This window comes from Flavonifractor sp. An9 (genome assembly GCF_002161245.1).
Lineage (GTDB): Bacteria > Bacillota > Clostridia > Oscillospirales > Oscillospiraceae > Flavonifractor > Flavonifractor avicola.
The window spans coordinates 61,893-81,723 of record NZ_NFHC01000013.1 but is presented as its reverse complement, the minus strand read 5'-3'; the positions used below and the strand labels follow the sequence as shown (position 1 = coordinate 81,723).

20 protein-coding genes, 2 tRNA genes and 2 riboswitches are annotated in these 19,831 nt (G+C 62.1%); of the genes, 11 read left to right on the top strand and 11 right to left on the bottom strand.

All coding sequences use genetic code 11. From position 1 onward, the window contains the following. Positions 1-5 precede the first annotated feature (5 nt). The 3 genes from B5G40_RS09880 to B5G40_RS09870 form a co-directional block, all read right to left on the bottom strand. A tRNA-Leu gene (locus B5G40_RS09880) sits at positions 6-93 on the bottom strand. Positions 94-96: 3 nt separating this feature from the next. Further along, positions 97-182: transfer RNA gene (locus B5G40_RS09875), tRNA-Leu, on the bottom strand. 86 nt (positions 183-268) lie between these two features. After that, positions 269-802, bottom strand: coding sequence for a DUF4364 family protein (locus B5G40_RS09870; RefSeq protein ID WP_087187386.1), 534 nt, complete (start codon positions 800-802; stop codon positions 269-271). Positions 803-992: 190 nt separating this feature from the next. Here B5G40_RS09870 and B5G40_RS09865 point away from each other — a divergent pair, with 190 nt between their 5' ends. Further along, the gene (locus B5G40_RS09865; protein ID WP_087388875.1) at positions 993-2,087 is read left to right on the top strand and encodes a DUF3048 domain-containing protein; all 1,095 of its coding nucleotides are present in this window, start codon (positions 993-995) and stop codon (positions 2,085-2,087) included. Between the two features lie 41 nt (positions 2,088-2,128). Here the strand turns inward: B5G40_RS09865 and gluQRS are convergent, their stop codons facing one another. After that, positions 2,129-3,073, bottom strand: coding sequence for a tRNA glutamyl-Q(34) synthetase GluQRS (gluQRS, locus tag B5G40_RS09860; protein ID WP_087328143.1), 945 nt, complete (start codon positions 3,071-3,073; stop codon positions 2,129-2,131). 86 nt (positions 3,074-3,159) lie between these two features. Further along, positions 3,160-3,276, top strand: a riboswitch (molybdenum cofactor riboswitch). A gap of 70 nt (positions 3,277-3,346) precedes the next feature. On the opposite strand from gluQRS, the gene B5G40_RS09855 reads away from it, so the two are divergent. The 10 genes from B5G40_RS09855 to B5G40_RS09810 all read left to right on the top strand — a co-directional run bounded on the left by B5G40_RS09855 (position 3,347) and on the right by B5G40_RS09810 (position 11,266). Then, a complete protein-coding gene (locus B5G40_RS09855; RefSeq protein WP_087399499.1) occupies positions 3,347-4,372 on the top strand; it encodes a molybdopterin-binding protein in 1,026 nt (341 codons plus the stop codon). Continuing rightward, a complete protein-coding gene (gene glp, locus B5G40_RS09850) occupies positions 4,333-5,571 on the top strand; it encodes a molybdopterin molybdotransferase MoeA (protein ID WP_242959369.1) in 1,239 nt (412 codons plus the stop codon). Before B5G40_RS09855 ends, glp begins: the two co-directional genes overlap by 40 nt. 32 nt (positions 5,572-5,603) lie before the next feature. Then, entirely contained in the window at positions 5,604-6,083 is a 480-nt protein-coding gene (gene moaC / locus B5G40_RS09845; RefSeq protein ID WP_087328153.1) for a cyclic pyranopterin monophosphate synthase MoaC, read from the top strand. After that, the gene (mobB, locus tag B5G40_RS09840; RefSeq protein ID WP_087399497.1) at positions 6,070-6,579 is read left to right on the top strand and encodes a molybdopterin-guanine dinucleotide biosynthesis protein B; all 510 of its coding nucleotides are present in this window, start codon (positions 6,070-6,072) and stop codon (positions 6,577-6,579) included. Before moaC ends, mobB begins: the two co-directional genes overlap by 14 nt. Next, positions 6,572-7,546, top strand: coding sequence for a GTP 3',8-cyclase MoaA (gene moaA / locus B5G40_RS09835; protein ID WP_087399496.1), 975 nt, complete (start codon positions 6,572-6,574; stop codon positions 7,544-7,546). The genes mobB and moaA overlap by 8 nt, the downstream gene beginning before the upstream one ends. 4 nt (positions 7,547-7,550) lie before the next feature. Further along, positions 7,551-7,988 (top strand): MOSC domain-containing protein, encoded by a 438-nt coding sequence (locus B5G40_RS09830; protein ID WP_087187394.1) that lies wholly within the window; start codon positions 7,551-7,553, stop codon positions 7,986-7,988. Positions 7,989-7,990: 2 nt separating this feature from the next. Beyond that, positions 7,991-8,476, top strand: coding sequence for a MogA/MoaB family molybdenum cofactor biosynthesis protein (locus B5G40_RS09825; RefSeq protein ID WP_087388868.1), 486 nt, complete (start codon positions 7,991-7,993; stop codon positions 8,474-8,476). Between the two features lie 3 nt (positions 8,477-8,479). Further along, a riboswitch (molybdenum cofactor riboswitch) is annotated at positions 8,480-8,598 on the top strand. Beyond that, a complete protein-coding gene (gene modA, locus B5G40_RS09820; protein WP_087399495.1) occupies positions 8,591-9,457 on the top strand; it encodes a molybdate ABC transporter substrate-binding protein in 867 nt (288 codons plus the stop codon). (Overlaps the previous riboswitch by 8 nt.) Positions 9,458-9,512: 55 nt before the next feature. After that, a complete protein-coding gene (gene modB / locus B5G40_RS09815) occupies positions 9,513-10,211 on the top strand; it encodes a molybdate ABC transporter permease subunit (protein WP_087399494.1) in 699 nt (232 codons plus the stop codon). Next, complete coding sequence (locus B5G40_RS09810; protein ID WP_087399493.1) at positions 10,211-11,266, top strand: sulfate/molybdate ABC transporter ATP-binding protein; 1,056 nt, start codon at positions 10,211-10,213, stop codon at positions 11,264-11,266. Before modB ends, B5G40_RS09810 begins: the two co-directional genes overlap by 1 nt. Before the next feature lie 40 nt (positions 11,267-11,306). On the opposite strand, the gene B5G40_RS09805 is transcribed toward B5G40_RS09810, so the two are convergent. From B5G40_RS09805 to B5G40_RS09775, 7 genes are all read right to left on the bottom strand, one after another. Beyond that, positions 11,307-11,936 carry a YigZ family protein gene (locus tag B5G40_RS09805; RefSeq protein ID WP_087399492.1) on the bottom strand — a complete coding sequence of 210 codons (630 nt, stop codon included), beginning with the start codon at positions 11,934-11,936 and terminating at the stop codon, positions 11,307-11,309. Then, a complete protein-coding gene (locus B5G40_RS09800; protein WP_087399491.1) occupies positions 11,933-12,466 on the bottom strand; it encodes a GNAT family N-acetyltransferase in 534 nt (177 codons plus the stop codon). Before B5G40_RS09800 ends, B5G40_RS09805 begins: the two co-directional genes overlap by 4 nt. A gap of 13 nt (positions 12,467-12,479) precedes the next feature. Next, positions 12,480-13,772, bottom strand: a complete 1,293-nt coding sequence (gene hflX / locus B5G40_RS09795; protein ID WP_087399490.1) for a GTPase HflX — start codon at positions 13,770-13,772, stop codon at positions 12,480-12,482. A 34-nt stretch (positions 13,773-13,806) separates the two neighbouring features. Beyond that, positions 13,807-14,310 carry a flavin reductase family protein gene (locus B5G40_RS09790; protein WP_087399489.1) on the bottom strand — a complete coding sequence of 168 codons (504 nt, stop codon included), beginning with the start codon at positions 14,308-14,310 and terminating at the stop codon, positions 13,807-13,809. Positions 14,311-14,428: 118 nt separating this feature from the next. After that, on the bottom strand, positions 14,429-14,635 hold the full coding sequence (rpmE, locus tag B5G40_RS09785) for a 50S ribosomal protein L31 (protein ID WP_007489589.1): 207 nt from the start codon (positions 14,633-14,635) through the stop codon (positions 14,429-14,431). 128 nt (positions 14,636-14,763) lie between these two features. Further along, positions 14,764-18,321, bottom strand: coding sequence for a helicase-exonuclease AddAB subunit AddA (gene addA / locus B5G40_RS09780; RefSeq protein WP_087399488.1), 3,558 nt, complete (start codon positions 18,319-18,321; stop codon positions 14,764-14,766). 44 nt (positions 18,322-18,365) lie between these two features. After that, positions 18,366-19,781, bottom strand: coding sequence for an alanine/glycine:cation symporter family protein (locus tag B5G40_RS09775; RefSeq protein WP_343286731.1), 1,416 nt, complete (start codon positions 19,779-19,781; stop codon positions 18,366-18,368). Between the last annotated feature and the right edge of the window lie 50 nt (positions 19,782-19,831).

The following is a 19,831-nucleotide window of genomic DNA, read 5'->3' as shown; positions in this document are numbered from 1 at the left end:
CTTTTTGGTGCGCGAGGCGGGACTTGAACCCGCACGTGCGTAATGCACACTAGAACCTGAATCTAGCGAGTCTGCCAATTCCACCACTCGCGCATATGGTGCGGATGACGGGACTCGAACCCGTACGGCCGTGGGCCACTAGCACCTCAAGCTAGCCAGTCTACCAGTTCCAGCACATCCGCAAAACACAGCCCCGTCAAAAGACTGCTCGGTTATTATAGCGCCCCGACCAGGCTTTGTCAACACTTATTTTTTCTTTCCCGGGAAATTATCGATTTTTCTCCCACTCCAGCAGGGCAGTGATCACATCGTTGTACACCCGCTCCGGCTCCTCCTTGAAGCCCTTGGCCATCCGCTGGGCCTGCTCCCGGGTACCGCAGAACAGCTCCAGCGTGAACAGATTTCCCTTGTCATCGTCCAACTCCATCTTCACCGTGCTGCCCCCCTCCGGCCGGTCCTCCACATGGGCGCGCACCTGTGCATTGCGCCGGAGGATGCCGTTGATCCGGGCCAGATTGACACCGCACTTCTGCTTGACGGTGTAGGGCAGGCTGCTCTCACAGGCGGCGCCGTTGGAACGTCCCTTGTCGGTGATGGCGTACAGGTCGTTCTCCAGGGTCAGGTGCCCGGTTTCCACCAGTTCGGAGACCGCCTCGGCAAACTCGAAGTAGTCCACCCCATCATCGCACATGGTCAGGTCAGTAAGGGCGTGAAAATCGATGGGAGATGCCACCCGCGCCATGATGTAGAGGATCAGGAACTTGATATCCAGTTTGTCGTGGATAAAACCGTGACGTGCCATGGAGTTCTCCTTTCCGAAGCGCTTGCCGCTTAATAATCATTATACCCAAGCCCGAGTAAAATCACAAGTGCAATTTCCCGGCTCCGGCCACCTTGACGGGAACCTGTCCCACAGAGTATGATAAAGGTACCACACTGCGGAGCCCCGGCCCCCACGGCGGGCGCCCGGCAAGAAAACGGAGGATACCGTCATGGGAAAAAAACTGCTGCCCCTGCTGCTTACGCTGCCCCTGCTGCTCTCCGCCTGCGGTGGGTCTCCGGAACCGGAGGACTCCCCCGCGCCGCCCACTTCCTCCGCCCCCGTGGTGGAAAGTGTTACACCCACACCCACCGAGACCCCTTATGACGGCCCCCTCAACCCACTCACCGGCCTGCCCATGGGCGAAGAGTGGGTCAACCGCCGGCCGGTGGCCATCATGCTCAACAACCTGAAGCAGGCCCTCCCCCAGCTGGGCCAGTCTCAGGCTGATATCATCTATGAGATTCCCGCCGAGGGCGGCATCACCCGAATGGTTGGCGTCTATCAGTCCCTGGACGGAGTGGGCACCATCGGCTCTATCCGCTCCGCCCGTCCCTACTATCTGGAGGTTGCCCTGGGCCACGACGCCGTGTTCCTCCATGCCGGCGGCAGCGAGGACGCCTACAGCAAAATCAAGACCTGGGGCGTCACCGCCTTGGACGCGGTACGAGGCCCCTATCTGGGCAGTACGGAAAACAGCAACCTGATGTGGCGTGACCCGGTGCGCAAGCAGAGCTACAGCCTGGAGCACACAGTGGTCACCACCGGCCAATCCATCATGGACCGGCTGCCCACCTACAACATCCGTCTGGACCATAAGGACGGCTACGTCTATGAGATGAACTTCGCTGAAGATGGTACTCCTGCCGACGGCGTGGACGCCACCCAGATCACCGTTCCCGTCTCCAGCTACAAGACCGGCCGCTTTGTCTACAATGAGAACACCGGTAAGTACGGCGTAGAGGAGTACGGCGCGGCCTACATAGACGGCAACACCCAGCAGCAGGTAGAGGTCACCAACGTAGTCATCATCAAGACCGCCTGCCGCAACACCGGCGACTATCTGGGTCACATCACCGTGGACCTGTCCAGCGGCGGCAAGGGCTATTTTGCCTGCGGCGGCAAAATCACCGAGCTGACCTGGAGCAAGCAGGCCCCCAGCGGCCAGTTCTATTATGAGGATGCCGACGGCAACCCCATTACCTTCGGCGTGGGCAATACCTATGTGTGCGTGGTCCCCACCGACTGCAACGTGAGTTTCTCCTAAAGATAGAAAGGACGCCGCGGCAATGTGCCGCGGCGTCCTTTTTACAGTTGGTCGGGATGGACCACAATATCCTCCGCCGGGACTTTCGCCCAGTCGAAGTCCTTGGCCAGCTCCGCCGGACGCACCGGCTCCGGCTTGTCCAGCTGCCCGGCCCAGAAAGCCAGTAAGCCGGTCAGCCCCTCCGGTGTGAACCGCTGCCGCAGAGCCCCCATATCCAGATCCCGCTCCCGCTTGGACAGCCGTCTGCCGTCAGGGGCCAGCAGCAGAGGCACGTGGCAGAACTCCGGCGGGGTCAGTCCCAACAGCTCGTAGAGATAAATCTGCCGGGGGGTGGAATCCAGCAGATCCCGCCCCCGCACCACCTGATTGATCTCCATGGCCCCGTCGTCGTATACCACCGCCAGCTGGTAGGCATACACCCCGTCAGACCGGCGCACAATGAAGTCTCCGCAGTCTTTGAGCAGGTTTTCGGTATAGGCTCCTTGCAGTTTATCTGTAAAGCTAATATTCCTGTCAGGCACCATCAAACGCCAGGCGGGACAACGTTTTTCACCCAATTCCGCCCGCTCTTTCTCTGTCAAGCGTCTACACTTGCCACCATAGATCACCTGTCCGTCGCTCCTGTGGGGCGCTGAGGCAGCCAGCCGCTCCGCCCGAGTGCAGAAGCAGGGGTAGATCAGCCCTCTTTTCTCCAGATCTCGGAAGGCGTCCGCATACAATTCTGTACGGTCACTTTGGGTATAGGGTCCATGAGGTCCTCCGGTCTGATAACCCTCGTCCCAGTCCAGACCCAGCCAGCGCAGATCGTCAGCCAGCTGATCGGCGTATTCCGCCCGGCACCGGTCCGGGTCCAGGTCCTCCATCCGCAGCACCATAGTCCCCCCGGCGGAGCGCACCGATAACCAGGCCAGCAGCCCGGAAAACAGATTGCCCAGGTGCATCCGCCCGCTGGGACTGGGGGCAAACCGTCCCCGCAGCTCTCTCATGCTCCTCTCCCCTTTCTTTCTGTAGTGTACCACACCCGTGCCACCTTGGCCATTGCAATCTAACAAAAAATGTGGTATGCTGATGAAAATTGAGTGTGCTCCGAGCGGAACCGCCTAAGGGCCTGGCCTATGGCGTACCGCCAGGGTCGTTCTGGAAACGGCACGGCCTTCCGTCTTTGAAAAGGAGTCTCTTTCACAGGGGGTATTGTACCCTTCTGTCCAGAGGTACCGGATCGGACGGTACCTCTTTTTGTTTACTAGGAGGAACAGATGATGAAACTGATCGATACCCGCGACGCGGTGGGCCATGTGCTCTGCCACGACCTGACTCAGATCATTCGTGGCGTTACCAAGGACGCCCGGTTCCGCAAGGGCCATGTGGTCACCGAGGAGGATATCCCGGTGCTGCTGAGCATGGGCAAGGAGCACCTCTATGTGTGGGAGCGCCAGCCCGGGATGCTCCATGAGGACGAGGCCGCCCTTCGCCTTCAGGCCCTGTGCCAGAATGAGCATATGCACGGTACCGCTGTGAAGGAGGGCAAGATCGAGCTCATCGCCGACATCGACGGCCTGTTTCAGGTGGATGTAGAGCGGCTCAACGCCCTCAACGGTGAGGACGAGATCATGATCGCCACCCGCCACACCAACACCGCCGTTCACAAGGGGGACAAGCTGGCGGGCACCCGCATTATCCCTCTGGTCATCGCCGAGGACAAGCTACGGCAGGTGGAGGAGCGAGCCGGCACCGGTCCCATCCTCTCCCTCACCCCCTGGAAGCTGAAAACCTGTGGTCTCATCACTACCGGCAGTGAGGTGGCCAAGGGCCTCATTGAGGACACCTTTACCCCCGTTATCATCGACAAGCTGGCTGCCTACGACATCCAGGTCACGGAGCACTGCCTCCCCGGCGACGACATGGCCGCCATCACCGCCGCCGCCCTGGACTATAAGGCCAAGGGGGTGGACCTGATCCTGTGCACCGGCGGCATGAGCGTGGACCCGGACGACAAGACCCCCAAGGCCATCAAGGACACCGGCGCGGACATCGTGTCCTACGGCGCTCCGGTGCTGCCGGGAGCCATGTTCCTGCTGGGCTACTTTGCCGACGGTACCCCCATTCTGGGCCTGCCTGGCTGCGTTATGTACGCCAAGGCCACTGTGTTCGACCTGGTGCTCCCCCGCATCGCCGCCGGGGTACGGGTCAGTCGCTCTGATCTGAAGGCCCTGGGCCATGGCGGCCTGTGCCTGGGCTGCCCTGAGTGCCACTACCCCATCTGCCCCTTCGGCAAGGGGTGCTGACCATGGTCACCGGCATTTCGCTGGAACAGGCAGTTGAGCTGATGACCGGGGGGCTGTCCCCGCTGGAATCGGAGACACTGCCCGCCCTTCAGGCTCTGGGCCGTACCCTGGCATCTGACGTAACTGCCCCTGTTGACCAGCCGCCTTTTGACCGCTCCCCTCTGGACGGCTATGCTCTCCGCTCTGCTGACATCGCCGGAGCAAAACGGGACCACCCCGTCTGTCTGCCAGTCGTAGATACCCTATATGCGGGAGATGCGGCAAAATCACCCCTCCTGCCCGGACAGGCCATCCGCATCATGACGGGAGCCATGCTGCCCCAAGGCTGTGACTGCGTACTCCGCCAGGAGGACACTGATCTGGGTAACCCGGTAAGAATCTACGCCTCCCTCCCCCCTTATAAAAATTATGTCTATCAGGGTGAGGACTACCGAACGGGCAGCCTGCTGCTCCCGGCAGGCACCCGGCTGGACGCCGCTGCCCTTGGCGTATTGGCCAGCGCCGGCCTCACAGAGGTAGCCGTGCGACGCAGGCCCAAAGTGGGGCTGCTCACCACCGGGGACGAAGTGGTGGAGGCCGGGCAGCCCCTCCCTCCCGGGAAGATTTACGGCTCCAACGGAGCCCTGCTCACCGCCCGGCTGACGGAGCTTGGTATGCCTTCCTTTTGCCGTCATGCCGCCGACTCCCCCGCCGCTGTGTCGAAGGCCATGGAGGGAATGCTGGAGGGCTGTGACCTGCTCATCACCACCGGCGGCGTGTCGGTAGGTGACAAGGATATCTTTCATCAGGCCCTCCCCCTGCTGGGGGCGGAGCGGGTATTTTGGAAGGTGGACCTGAAGCCGGGCACCCCGGCTATGTTCTCCCAGTATAATGGCAAGCCGATCCTGTCTCTGTCTGGCAACCCCTTTGCCGCTTTCACCACCTTTGAACTGTTGGCTCAGCCCCTGCTGGCCGCGCTGGCAGGAGAGCCCCACCTGCTCCCCCGGCGGCAGCAGGCCGTCCTGGCCACCCCCTATGACAAGCCCAGTCCCCGGCGTCGTTTCCTCCGTGGCCGATACGAGGACGGGCAGGTGACGCTGCCGGTGGGTCACTCCTCCGGCCAGCTGGCCTCCCTGGTGGGGTGCAACTGTTTGGTGGAGCTGCCGGCAGGCACTCCACCGGTGGAGGCTGGACAGGCCATCCAGGTGTGGCTGCTGTGAGCACCTGATATCGATTCTATAAGGAGGTTATTATGGAACCTGCTTTCAATCATTTTGACGAGGCCGGCAACGCCATTATGGTGGATGTGACCGGCAAGGAGCCCACCTATCGCACAGCGGTGGCCGAGGGCACCATCAAAGTCACCCCGCCCATTCTGGCGGCTATCACCGGACGCACTGCCGCCAAAGGCGACGTGCTGGGGGTGGCCCGGGTAGCGGGCATTATGGCCGCCAAGCGCACCTGGGAGCTGATCCCTCTGTGCCATCCCCTGCTGCTCAGCCACCTGTCGGTGGATTTCGAAATTCTGGAAGAGGCCTGCGCCGTGCGGGCCACCTGCACCGTCAAGCTCTCCGGCAAAACCGGCGTGGAAATGGAGGCCCTCACCGGCGTCTCTGTAGCACTGCTTACCATCTACGATATGTGTAAGGCCCTGGACAAGGGGATGGAATTGGGCGACATCCATCTGGTCCACAAGGAGGGCGGCAAGTCGGGGGTGTATGACCGTGGCTAAGCCCCTGGTGGTGGCAGTATCCGGGGTAAAAAACTCCGGCAAAACCACCCTCATAGAAGCCATGCTCCCCCTGCTGGAGGAGTCGGGCCTCACCGTGGCAGTGGTCAAGCACGATGGCCACTCTTTTGACGCAGACCCGCCCGGCACCGATACCGGCCGCTTTATGGCCGCTGGTGCGGCAGGCACCGCCATCTTTGACAGGGAAAAGTTTAAGATCGTGAAGAAGCAGCCTGTAACAGAGGACTTCCTCATCACGCAATTCCCTGAAGCGGATCTGATCCTGCTGGAGGGCTTCAAGCACACCGGCTGGCCCAAGCTGGAGGTGGTACGGAAGGGCAACTCGGAGGGCCCGGTGTCCGACCCGGCCACCCTGCTGGCTCTGGTCACCGATCTGCCTCTGGAGGTACCCGGCGTACCGGTGCTGCCCCTGGACCAGCCCCATGAGGCGGCCCGCTTTCTGCTCCGCTTAGTAAAGGAGAGTGGCGGCCATGCTTGACCAATTTGGACGAAACATCCGCTATCTCCGGGTATCGGTCACCGACCGGTGCAATCTGCGCTGCCGCTACTGTATGCCCGAGGAGGGTGTGGAGTGGGTGGACCACAGCGCCATCCTTACCTATGAGCAGATCATCCGTCTGGTGCGTCTGGCCGCCTCTCTGGGGGTGGAAAAGGTGCGCCTCACCGGCGGCGAGCCTCTGGTCCGCAAGGGTCTGGCCAATCTGGTGCAGGAGTTAAAGGCCATCGACGGCATCCGTACCGTCAGCCTCACCACCAACGGAATACTGCTGGCCGACCAACTACCCGAACTTTTGAAGGCCGGCTTGGATGGGGTGAACCTCAGCCTGGACACCCTGGATCGGGCCCAGTTCGCCTCCCTCACCCGGCGAGACGAGCTGCCCCGGGCCCTGGAGGGGCTGGAAGCCGCTCTGGCTGCACCGAACCTCACCGTCAAGGTCAACTGTGTCCCCTCCGGCGGCAATGACGCCCAGCTGGTGCCTCTGGCTGCCCTGGCAAAGGACCGGGACCTGACCGTCCGCTTCATCGAGCTGATGCCCATTGGCCTGGGAGACACCCTCACCCGCCGCACCGAGGAAGAGGTATTGCAGCAGCTGGAGGCCGCCTTCGGCCCTGCCCTTCCCTGCCCCTCCGATGCTCTGGGCGGGCCCAGCCGGAACGTGACCTTCCCCGGCTTTCAGGGCAAGGTGGGCTTTATTAGTGCGGTGTCCCATCAGTTCTGTCAAAGCTGCAACCGGGTGCGGCTCACTGCCACCGGTTTTCTCAAGGCCTGTCTGCAATACGACCACGGGGTGGATCTGAAGGCTCTGCTGGACGCTGGCGCCGACGATACGGCCCTGCAAACTGCCATGGCAGACGCTATCGGCCACAAACCCGCCAGCCATCACTTCGGCGGAGGCAGGCAGGCCCAAGACGAAGGGCGCAATATGAATCAAATTGGAGGATAAAACCATGGGCAAAGTGATCGCTGTCTGTGTCAGTGAACAGAAGGGCACCCAGAAGAAAAATGTGGGCTCCGCCCAGTTCGTGGAGGACTGGGGCATCCAGGGAGACGCCCACGCGGGCAAGTGGCACCGTCAGGTGTCCCTGCTCTCTCATGAGCAGGTGGAGGCCTTCCGGGCCAGAGGTGCCGTGGTGGATGACGGTGCTTTTGGGGAAAACCTGGTGGTGGAGGGCTACGACTTCAAGACCCTGCCCATCGGCACCAAATTCAAGTGCAACGATGTGGTGTTGGAGCTGACCCAGGTGGGCAAGCAGTGCCACGCCCACTGTGAGATCTACAAGGTCATGGGCGACTGCATTATGCCCCGGGAGGGCGTGTTTACCAAGGTACTCCATGGGGGCACCATCTCGGTGGGGGATGACCTTACCATCGTGGAGGAGGGCTGAATATGCGGGTAGCCATCATCACCCTCAGCGACTCCGGCTATGCCGGACAGCGTGAGGACAAGAGCGGTCCCGTGATCCGGGAAATGGTGGAGGCGGCAGGTTATGAGGTGGTCCACACCGCCCTGCTGCCCGACGGCATGGAGCCGCTGGGCGGCGAGCTAAAGCGGTTGTGCGACAACGACCTGGCCGATCTGGTCCTCACCACCGGGGGCACCGGTTTCTCCCCTACCGACCTGACCCCGGAAGCCACTCTGGCGGTCACCGAGCGCCCCGCCCCCGGCATTGCCGAGGCCATGCGGTGGCAGTCCCTCCAGATCACCCCCCGGGCCATGCTGAGCCGGGCGGCGGCGGGCATCCGCAAACAGACGCTCATGGTCAACCTGCCCGGCAGTCCCAAGGCGGTGCGGGAGTGCCTGGAGTTCATTCTCCCCTCTCTGGCCCACGGCCTGGAGATTTTAAGGGGGACTACGGGTAACTGCGCCCGTTAAGATAAGTCCTGAATTCTTCGAGCCCGTAACGCCTAAAACCTTTGATGTCATGGCGGCGGGCCGGGGCGCTCCTGGAAACGGGATCGCCTACCATTTTGTAAAGGAGAATGCAGTATGAAAAAAATCGTATCCCTGGTCCTGTCCCTATCATTGATCCTGGCGTTAGCCGCCTGCGGCGGCAATTCCGGTGCCGCCCAGAGCCCCGCTCAGAACAGCGAGACTCCCACCCCCGCTCAGTCCGAAGAGGTAGAAGTGGTGGTGTTCGCCGCCGCCTCCATGGAGGCCACACTCACTCAGATCGCCGACCTGTACAAAGAGGTGGCTCCCAACGTGAAGCTCACCTTCACCTTTGACTCCTCCGGCACCCTCAAGACCCAGATCGAAGAGGGCGCTGTGTGCGACCTGTTTATCTCCGCCGCTCAGAAGCAGATGAACCAGCTGGACAGCACCGATACCACCGGCACCAATGAGGGGCTGGACTTCGTGCAGTCCGACACCCGCATCAACTTTGTGGAGAATAAGGTGGTGCTGGCGGTACCTGACGACAACCCCAAGGACATCCAGTCCTTCTCCGATCTGGCCACCGACAAGCTGTCCCTGCTCTGCCTGGGCAACGACGACGTGCCCGTGGGGGCCTACTCCCTCCAGATTCTGGACACCCTGGGCATCGACATCGCCGCCCTGGAGGACACCGGCAAGGTGACCTACGCCTCCAACGTATCCGAGGTGGCCAATCAGGTAAAGGAGGGCGCTGTTGACTGCGGCATCATCTACGCAACCGACGCCTTTACCTATGAGCTCAACGTAGTGGATCAGGCCACCGCCGAGATGTGCGATCAGGTCATCTATCCCGCCGCCGTCATGAAGTGCGGCGGCAGTGAGGCCAGCCAGGCCGCCGCCCAGGCCTTCCTGGACTATCTGCACACCGACGCCGACGCCATGGCCGTGCTGGAGGGCGTGGGCTTTACCGTCATTCAGTAAACACAAGGGCCTGCCGCCGTGCGGCAGGCCCATTTGATAAGGCAGGTGATCGGTTCTGGATCTCTATCCCCTTTTGAATTCTCTGCGCATTGCCGCCATTTCCACTGTGCTCATCTTCTTCCTGGGCATTCTGGCGGCCTACTATGTAGCCAAGCTGCCCCGGCTGGTGAAGGGCGTGCTGGACGTGGTCCTCACCCTCCCCCTGGTCCTCCCCCCCACCGTGGTGGGCTATTTCCTGCTGCGGCTGCTGGGCCCCAAGCGGACCATCGGCCTGTGGTTCCTGGAGGTCTTTGACCTGCGGCTGACCATGGTATGGTACTCGGCCATCTTCGCCTCGGCAGTGGTGGCCTTTCCTCTGATGTACCGCACTGCCCGGGGAGCCTTCGAGTCCTTCGACGTGACTCTGGCCCACGCCGCCCGCACCCTGGGCAAGTCCAATACCTGGATTTTCTGGCGGGTCATGATGCCCTACTGCAAGCAGGGCATTATCGCGGGCACTGTGCTGGCCTTCGCCCGGGCCCTGGGCGAATATGGCGCCACCGCCATGATTGCCGGGTACACCCCCGGCAAGACGGCCACCATCTCCACCACGGTGTACCAGCTGTGGCGCACCGGGGATGATGCCGGAGCCATGCAGTGGGTACTCATCAACCTGGCCATCTCCGCCGTGGTGCTGCTGTGTGTCAATATGCTGGAGAAAAAGGACCGTCGGCCCCGCCGCCGGGCCGTTCCTGTCTCCGGGGAGGTGGAGTGATGCGGTTACAGGTTAACATTCACAAAGACTTCGGTAAATTCCAGCTGGACTGCTCCTTTGAAACGGAAAGCGGCCAGGTCACCGGCCTGCTGGGTGCCTCCGGCTGCGGCAAGAGCCTCACCCTCAAGTGCATCGCTGGCATCGAAAAACCCGACCGGGGCCGCATTGTGCTGGATGATAAGGTACTCTTCGACTCGGAGCGTCGCATTGGCCTGCCCCCGCAGAAGCGGAAAGTAGGCTATCTCTTCCAGAATTACGCCCTCTTCCCCAACATGACGGTGGCCCAGAACATTGCCGTGGGGGTACAGGACAAAGCCGCCCGGAAGGAGACGGTAAACCGCCTGATCTCCTCCTTCTACCTGGAGGGGCAGGAGCACAAATACCCCCGGCATCTGTCCGGCGGCCAGCAGCAGCGGGTGGCCCTGGCCCGTATCCTGGCCAGTCAGCCGGAGGTACTGCTGTTGGACGAGCCCTTCTCCGCCCTGGACAGCTATCTGAAATGGCAGGTGGAACTGGAGCTGGCCGACATTCTCGCCGCCTTCTCCGGGCCGGTACTTTTCGTCACCCACAACCGGGACGAGGTACAGCGGCTGTGCCAGCAGGTGTGTGTACTGGATGCTGGCCGCTCCCAGGCCATGATGCCGGTGCATGAACTCTTTGAGGCTCCCCGCACCCTGTCGGCCTGTCTGCTGTCCGGCTGCAAGAACGTGTCCCGTGCCAAGGCTACAGCGGACGGCAAGGTAGAGGCTCTGGACTGGGGCGTAACTCTGAACCCAGGCCAGCCGCTGCCGGAAGGGCTGACCCACATCGGCGTCCGGGCCCACTACATCAGGCCGGTGGAGGGCCCCGGCCCCAACGCACTCCCCTGCCAGGTGGAGCGGGTGGTGGAGAACGTATTCTCCACGGTGGTCATGCTGTCCACCCCCGGCGGCAGCCAGGGCTTTTCCCGTCTGCGCATTGAGCTGGAGAAGGACCGCTGGGCCGCTCTGTCCCAGCGCGACCCTCTGTGGCTGGAGCTGCCCTCCAAAGACCTGCTGCTGCTGACCAGCAAATAAAAAGCGTCCCCACGGCGTTGCCGTGGGGACGCTTTTGCTTTTATTTGATGGGTACTGCCCGGAAGGCTTCTCCCAAAGTCATGGGAGCCACACCTCCTGCAGTCATCTCGGTGAGCCGGGCGGCGAAAGCCTCGGTGTTCTCCTCGGGCAGCAGCACATGGACGGTAACGTCGGCGGCGTACTCGCTCTCCCCCAGTACACCACCCTGGGCCTCCGCCTCCTGGCGCACCCGCTCGAAGAAGGAGTAGGGGCAGGTCACCGCCGTCTCTACCCACCGGCGCACCACCGAGATCCCGGCGGCATCCAGAGCGTCCTTGGCGCTCTGGGTGTAGGCCCGCACCAGGCCCCCCGCCCCCAGCAGCACCCCGCCAAAGTAACGAGTCACCACACAGCACACGTTGGTGACCTCCTCCCGCTGGAACACGTTGAGCATGGGCTGACCGGCGGTGCCCTGGGGCTCTCCGTCGTCGGAGTAGCGCTCCACGCCCCCCTCCTTGATGCGGTAGCACCAGCAGTTGTGGCGGGCGTCGTAGTACTTCTTCTTCATGGCCTCGATGTAACCCCGGGCCTCCTCCTCGCTCTCCACCGGCCAGACATGGCCGATGAACCGGGAGCGCTTCTCCACAAATTCGGTCTCTGAGGGGGCAGTGGGAATGTAGTATTCGGTCATCTGGCCTCCCACTCCCTTCTGGTAATGGCAAAATAGTGAGCCAGCCGGGTCTCATTCAGCTGCTCCACCGGCTCCACCCGGGATAGGCGGTAGGTCATGCCGCATTTTTGCATCACCCGTTTGGATTTGCGGTTGCCGTCGTAGTAGGCGGCCCAGATGGCGGCGTAACCCAGCTCCACAAAGGAGTGGCGGAGGATGGCATCCACCGCCTCAGGGATCAGCCCCTGGCCCCAGCAGTCCCGGGCCAGAGAGTAGCCCACCTCTTCGCTGGGGGTGCCCAGCTCAGTGCGATGCTTGCCCACAAACCCGGCGGAGCCGATAAGCCGCCCATCGGACTTCCGGATCACCGCCAGAGTGTCAGAGGGCAGGAAGATCTCCCGGATTACCCGTAAGCTCTCCGCCTCGTCGGCGTGGGGCTTCCACCCCGCCCAAGGCCCTACCTCCGGGTGGCTGGCATAGGCATACAAATTGGCCGCGTCCTCCTCGGTAAAGGGACGCAGAATCAGGCGCTCGGTCTCCAGTGGTCTCATGGTGTTGCCCTCCTTAATCCTCCCAAAACTCCTTGGGGGGCGTCCAGCCGGACACGATATAATCCTTAAGACGGCCCAGCTGAATGGGTGTGCACACGGCCTCTACCTCGATGGTCTCGCCGTAGTCCACCCGCTCCACCTTGGCCTCCCGGTGAAGCAGATCTACAATACCACCCTTGTCATAGGGGATGTGGAGCACCACCCGGTGGGCGCCGGTGTCCAGCCGGTCGCCAATCTTACTGAGCAGCTCGTCCAGTCCCTGACCGGTCTTAGCGGAAATCGATACAATGTCCTCGCCGTGGGGCAAAATCTCGCTGGGGCAGCGGTCGATCTTGTTGAATACGTCGATACGGGGAGTCTGCTCGGCGCCCAGCTCGCAGATCAGCTTCTCTACCACCTCGGCCTGCTCCCGCCACTCCGGGTTGGAGGTGTCGATGACGTGAAGCAGCAGGTCGGCGTAGGACAGCTCCTCCAGGGTGGCCTTGAATGCCTCCACCAGATGGTGGGGCAGCTTGCGGATGAAGCCTACCGTATCGCTGAGGAGCACCGTGCAGGTGTCGGAAATCTCCAGGGTGCGGGTGGTGGTATCCAGTGTATCGAAGAGCCGGTTGTTGGCGGGGATATCCGAGCCGGTCAGCTTGTTGAGCAAAGTAGACTTGCCCGCGTTGGTGTAGCCCACAATGGCCACCACCGGCACCTCGTTCTTCTCCCGGCGGGAGCGCTGGGTAGCCCGCACCCGGCGCACCTGGTCCAGCTCCTCCCGCAGCTTCTGAATTTTTCTGCGGATGTGCCGCCGGTCAGTCTCCAGCTGAGTCTCACCGGGGCCGCGGGTGCCGATGGCGCCCTCCTGCCGCTCCAGGTGGGTCCACATACCCAGCAGACGGGGCAGCAGGTACTGATACTGGGCCAGCTCCACCTGGAGGCGGCCCTCCTTGGTGCGGGCCCGCTGGGCAAAGATGTCCAGGATGAGGGCCGCGCGGTCCAGTACCTGGACCTTCAGATCCTCCGACAAGGCACGCTGCTGGGAGGGCGACAGAGGGTTGTCCACGATGACCATATCGGCCCCCATGGCGTCCACCAGCTCCTTCACCTCCGCCACCTTGCCCTCGCCGATGAAGGTACGGGGATCGGGGGTATCCTTATTCTGAAACACGGTGCCCACGCACTCGCCGCCCGCCGTCTCCAGCAGGTCGGCCAGTTCCTCCATGGAGGAGTCGTCGGCATTTTCCGCCTCGGACAGGCAGTGGGCGTTGAGGCCCACCAGCACTGCCCGGTTGATGGCTTTTTTCTCTTGGTTTTCTGTCATGTGTCCTCCGATGGGCGCAGGACGCGCCCCTACATTATACTTTCCGCAAGACCTCCAGGATCTCGCCGATGAAGATGCGGTGATAGTCCTTTTCGGGGTACCACTTGCTGTCGATCTCCCCGTCCAGGAAGTGGGTGGGGTCCATGTCCTGCCAGTAGGACTTCTTGCACACCAGCACCAGGTCGGCCTCCTCAAAGTAGGGGGCGCCCTCCGCCGTGGCCACCGTGAAGCCGCACTCCTTCACCTTATCCATATCCCGGCCGCTCTTGGAGCCGCACAGGGCCAGAGCCTTCCGGTACTCCTCTCCAAAGAAGCACAGGGTAAAGGTGTCCTCCCGCTCCACAAACTCCAGGGTGTACCGCTGGGGCCGGATGTAGACCGTGGCCACCGGCTTGCCCCACAGCACCCCCAGGCCGCCCCAGCTGGCGGTCATGGTGTTGCACTGGTCCTTGGTTCCGGCGGTAATGAGCATCCACTGATCCCCGATGAGGGAAAAGACGTTTTGATCCAACGCCTTGGGGTCGATCTTTTCAAACATAGCGCACACCTCCTGTTGTCTCTGCTCTATTATATGTGTCTTTTCGAAAAAAAGAAAGGTGCTAATAGGAGTAAAAAAGGGCCCGTACCGAAACCGGTACGGGCCCTTGTATACGGACTTACTTCTTGTCCAGGCCGAACTTCTTGTTGAAGCGGCTGACACGTCCGCCAGTATCCACCATCTTCTGCTTGCCAGTAAAGAAGGGGTGACACTTGGAGCAAACTTCCACGCGGATGTCCTTCTTGGTAGAGCCGGTCTCGATCACATTACCACAGGCACACTTGATGGTGGTCTGCTCGTAGTTGGGATGGATGCCTTCCTTCATTGTTGTGTTCACCTCTTTCTCGTTCCAGATGAAGCGGCGCAGCAAACCTCCACGCCTTATAAACGCTAGAATATAATAGCACAAAGCCTGGTGGATTGCAACAGTTTTTTTCAGAAATTTTCAAATTGCTACAGATCCACACTCTGGTTCAACGCAAAGAACCACAGCACCCGGCGAATCACCTGTTTCCCAGTGATTTCCGCCAGGGCCCGGCTGTATGCCTCCAGCTGGGGGCGGTAATGCTCTGCACGTTCCGCCACAGTGCGCTTGGTCACCCGGTCGGTCTTGAAGTCCACCACCGTGATGCCCTCCAGAGTCTCATAGTAACAGTCCACCACACCCTGGAAGAGTACCTGTTCCCCCTCCCCAGCCTGGGGGTAGTAGCGGCTGGCAGGCTCCAGGATGGAGAACTTGAACTCCCGCCGCAGGGAGACAGACGAGAGCAGCTGCTGCCCCAGCTCCGATTGGAAGAAGGCGGCGATGGGGGCCGGGTCCACCACTTCCCCCTGCTGGGGGGTGATGTACTGCCCCTCCACCAGCCGGGCGATCTCAGCCTGCACCCCTTCTACCGTTTCAGCCTTCTCAAAATCGATGTACTGGAGCACCTGATGAAGTGCGGTGCCCCGCTGGGCGGCGGTAAGGCCCATCTCCTCAGCGGCAAACCGGGGACGACCGAAGCTGAGAGACCTGGCAGGCCGTGGGGCTTCCTCCGCCGCCTCCTCGTCCAAAGCCCTGCCCTTCAGCTGAGTAGCGGTAAGCTTGGAGGGAATGTCCACCTCCGCCTCATGGGGATAGGTCCAGCGCAGTAAGTCGGTCAAATCTTCCCCGGCTTCTTCCTCTTCCGGCCCCCGCTGCGGGGCTATCCAGCGGCGGGGCGGCGTCTGAGCCAAAGGCATTCCATCCACAAACCGGATGTCCCACGCCGGACCAAAGGAGGTGTCCAAGACCGCCACGTCCTGTCCCGCCGCCCGGCGGAGGGCTCCCGCCTCAGGGCGGCACAGAGCATGGAGCAGCACCCACTGGCCCACACTCTGGCAGGCCAGCAGTACCTGGGGGTCCACCGGATCACCTGCGTCCCCTGCCAGCTTCTCCAGATCCTTCCCCCCGCCGGTGAGGGCCACCGACAGGATCAGCTTCTCTTTGGCACGGGTCATAGCCACATAGAGAAGCCGCAGCTCCTCCGCCATCATCTCCCGCTCCAGCTGGCGGGCAACCGCCATCCGGGCCAAAGTGGGGTATTCAATGCCCCGCTCCACGTCCAGGCCCTTGGGGCCCACACCCAGCTTGGGATGGAACAGGATGGGGCGGCTCATATCCTCCCGGTTGAGCCGCCGGGCCAGACCGCACAGCAGCACCACCGGGAACTCCAGGCCCTTGGATTTGTGGATGCTCATAATCCGCACCCCGCCGCCGGTGCGGCCGGGGGCAGGAGGCGTCAGAGTGTTTCCGTTCTCCCGCAGCCGGGTCAGGTAGGTGAGGAACCGGAACAGGCCCTTGTGGCCCGCCCCCTCAAACTGCCGGGCCAGCTCGGCGAGGGCCAGCAGGTTGCCCTGCCGGGTCTCTCCCTCCTCCATGGCGCCGAAGATGCCCAGCAGATTGGTGCGGTCATAGATGTGCCACAGCAGCTGGTGGCTGCTCATGTCCCCTGACCCGAACCGCAGGTCGTCCAGCTCAGCCAGGAAGGCCTTACTGTCCTCCCCGTCGTCAGCGGCCAGGGCCGCGTAAAAGTCGGTATCCGGGCTGGCTGAGCGGATCTGGGCCAGCCGGTCGGCGGAGAAGCCGTACACCGGAGAGCGCAGCACCGAAATGAGGGCCACGTCCTGCCGGGGATTGTCCACGATCTGGAGCAGAGACAGGGCCACCGAGATCTCGGTGGAGCCGAAGAAGTCTCCACCTCCCTCGGCCTCCCACAGGATATCCCGCTCCCCCAGAGCCCGGGCATAGTGGCGCAGGACCGTATTGGGAGAGCGGAGCAAAATCACGATATCGGAGGGACGCACTGGCCGGGTGCCCCCCTCCCCGTCGGAGACAGGGAAGTTTTGGTCCAACAGGTCCCGGATCCGGCGGGCAGCAAATCGGGCCTCCAGCAGGTCCCGGCTCACCTTCTCCGCGCCCTCTTCTCCATCGATATCCCCGTCCAGGGCGTCCAGCTCCACGCAGTAGGTGGAGTCCGGTTGGAATGGGGCACCGGGGTAGAGGGCCTGGTCGTCGGAGTACTCCATCTCACCAAAGGGCACCGACATGACGGCCCGGAACAGGTCGTTACATCCCTCCAGCACCTCGGGCCGGGAACGGAAGTTGCGGGATAGAATGACCCGCCGCTCCTCCCCTTCTCCAGCCTCGGTGTAAGGCTTGAAGGAGCGGTACTTGCCCAGGAAGATGGTGGGGTCGGCCAGACGGAAGCGGTAGATGGACTGCTTCACGTCGCCCACCATAAACAGATTAGTCCCATCTTTGGACAGAGCGGAGAAAATGGCGTTCTGTACCTCGTTGGTGTCCTGGTACTCGTCCACCATGATCTCATCGTACCGGGTGCTCCACTGACGGGCCAGCTCGGTGGGCTGGCCGTCCTCCCCCACCAGCAGACGTACCGCCATATGCTCCAGATCGGAGAAGTCCACCAGCCCACGCCGGGCCTTCTCGGCGGCGTAGGCCTCCTCAAAGTCCCGCACCAGGGCAAACAGCCCCCGCATGGCGGGATACACCGTCCGCAGGTCGGCCAGCAGGTCATCCCCGCTGTCGGCAAACCAGTCCTCCAGCTTCTCCAGCCGCTTTTTACAGGCGGTGCGGATGGCCTTCACCCGCTCCACGGCAGCGGGGTCATCCACCATCTTCTTCCGTCCCACTGTGGGGAAGGGAATAGGCAGCAGGGCACGGGCAGCATCCCACCCCTGGCTCGCCGCCTCCTCAAACTGCTGTAAGGCCTGGGCGGTTTGGGCCACACTGTCCCCGTAATTGGCCAGCAGATTGGCGTCCCGCTCACACAGATCCCGGGCCTCCTCCATCCGCCGCCGCCAATAGGCGGCCTGCCCGGCGGCATCAGCCAGCAGCAGCTGCCCCCAGGGTGTCTGCACCGGGTCGGAGATTCCCTCCAGAGCAAAGGTCCGCTCCTGTTCCTCCAGCCAGGCTGCGGGATTAGGGTGGGCCTGGACTCGGCCCCGGATGTCCAGCACGATTTGGATCAGCCGGGCGTCGTCCCGCCCGGCTGACATGGTGTCCACCAACTGGGCAAAATCGCTGTCCATGGCCTCATACCGCCTGTCCAGCACATCGTTGAGGGCGCGGAGCATGAGGACGCCCGCCTCCCCCTCGTCGCACAGCCGGAAATCCGGGTCCAGATCCAGCAGGTGGCCGCACTCCCGCAGCAGTTGGGCGCAGAAGGCGTGGATGGTGGAGATGCCCGCCTTGTACACCAGGGTGGCCTGACGGCGCAGGTGGCCGTCGGTGGGCCGCAGAGCCAGCCGGTCGGACAACTCCTCCACAATACGGCTCCGCAGCTCGGCAGCGGCAGCCTTGGTGTAGGTGATGACCAGGAAGCGGTCTACGTCGGCCCCCTCCTCCACCCGGGCCAGCAGACGTTCTACCAGCACCCGGGTCTTACCGGAGCCTGCCGCAGCGGATACCAGAAGGCCGCCCCCCCGGTTATCTACCGCCGCCTGTTGTTCTTCTGTCAGGGAAAAGGCCATCTGGTTTCCCCCTTTCTATGGGATCGGGTTTTATCTACGGAATATCAGTTCTCCCACTTGCGGGCATGGGCCTCGTTCCAGATCTCAGGATCGCCGACGCCCACCTCCTCATAGCGGTATACCGGGTTCTTGCCCGCCTTCTTCTGGTTCACATAATCTTTCAGCACCTTCAGGGCCTTGCCGCCCAGCAGCAGAATGGCCACCAGATTCACCAGCGCCATCAGACCCATGAGCACATCGGCCAGATCCCACACCATAGAGAAATTCATCTGGGCGCCGATGAAGATGGCCGCCACGCAGGTCAGCCGGAAGATAATCAGGCCGGTCTTGGAGTCACGAATGAATTTAAAGTTGGACTCGGTGTAGTAGTAGTTACCCACCAGGGAACTGAAAGCAAAGAGGAAAATGGAAACGGTGATGAAGAAGGGGCCAAAGGAACCCACCTGGGCGTGGACCGCCGCCTGAACAAAGTTCATGCCCTCGCTGTAGGCGTCAATGGGCACCCCGGACAGGAGCAGCATAAAGGCGGTGGTGGAGCAGATCACAATGGTGTCGATGAACACGGACAGCATCTGCACCAGGCCCTGCTTCACCGGATGGGACACATCGGCGGCAGCAGCGGCGTTGGGAGCGGAGCCCATACCGGCCTCGTTGGAGTAGAGGCCCCGCTTGATGCCCTGCATGATGCAGGAGGCTCCGATCCCGGCAAACATGGCCTTGGGATCGAAGGCCTGGGAGAAGATCAGGGAGATCATGTGAGGCACCTGGCCGATGTTCTTAATGGTGATGAAGAGGCCCAGGGCGATATAGATGGCGGCCATCACAGGCACGATGCCGGAAGTGATGGCACTGATGCGGCGCACGCCGCCAAAGATACACACACCGGTGAGAATGGCCAGCACCGCTCCCACCACCATGGGCCAGATGCTGTTGGAGTAATCGGGCAGATAATACTGGAGGGCAGAACCGGCGTTATAGGCCTGGAGGGCGTTGAAACCGTAAGCAAAGCAGGCGATGAGCAGCACGGCAAACACCACACCGAAGAAGCGGCTGCCCAGGGCTTTCTGGATATAGTAGGCCGGGCCGCCTACCCAGTTCTCCCCGTGCTTCTCCTTGTAGCACTGGGCCAGGGTGCTCTCAATAAAGGCGGAGGCGGCGCCGATGAGGGCCAGCAGCCACATCCAGAACACCGCGCCGTAGCCGCCGATGAGGGTGGCGGCGATGATGGCGTTGGCCACACCGGCGATGTTGCCGGTACCCACCCGGGAGGCGGTGGAGATCATCAAGGCCTGGAAGGACGAGATATCCTTGCCGTCCTTTTTCTTCTCTCCCAGCACACGGATGGCCTCAGGGAACAGGCGAAACTGGACGCCCTTGGTACGGATGGTGAAGTAGAGCCCCGCGAAGATAAGCAGGGCAATCAAAATATAGGTGTAGAGGAAGTTGCTTGTGTTGCTCAAAAAGCTTCCAAAAAACGCCATAGAGTTTTAGTTCCTTTCTCTTATCTCTT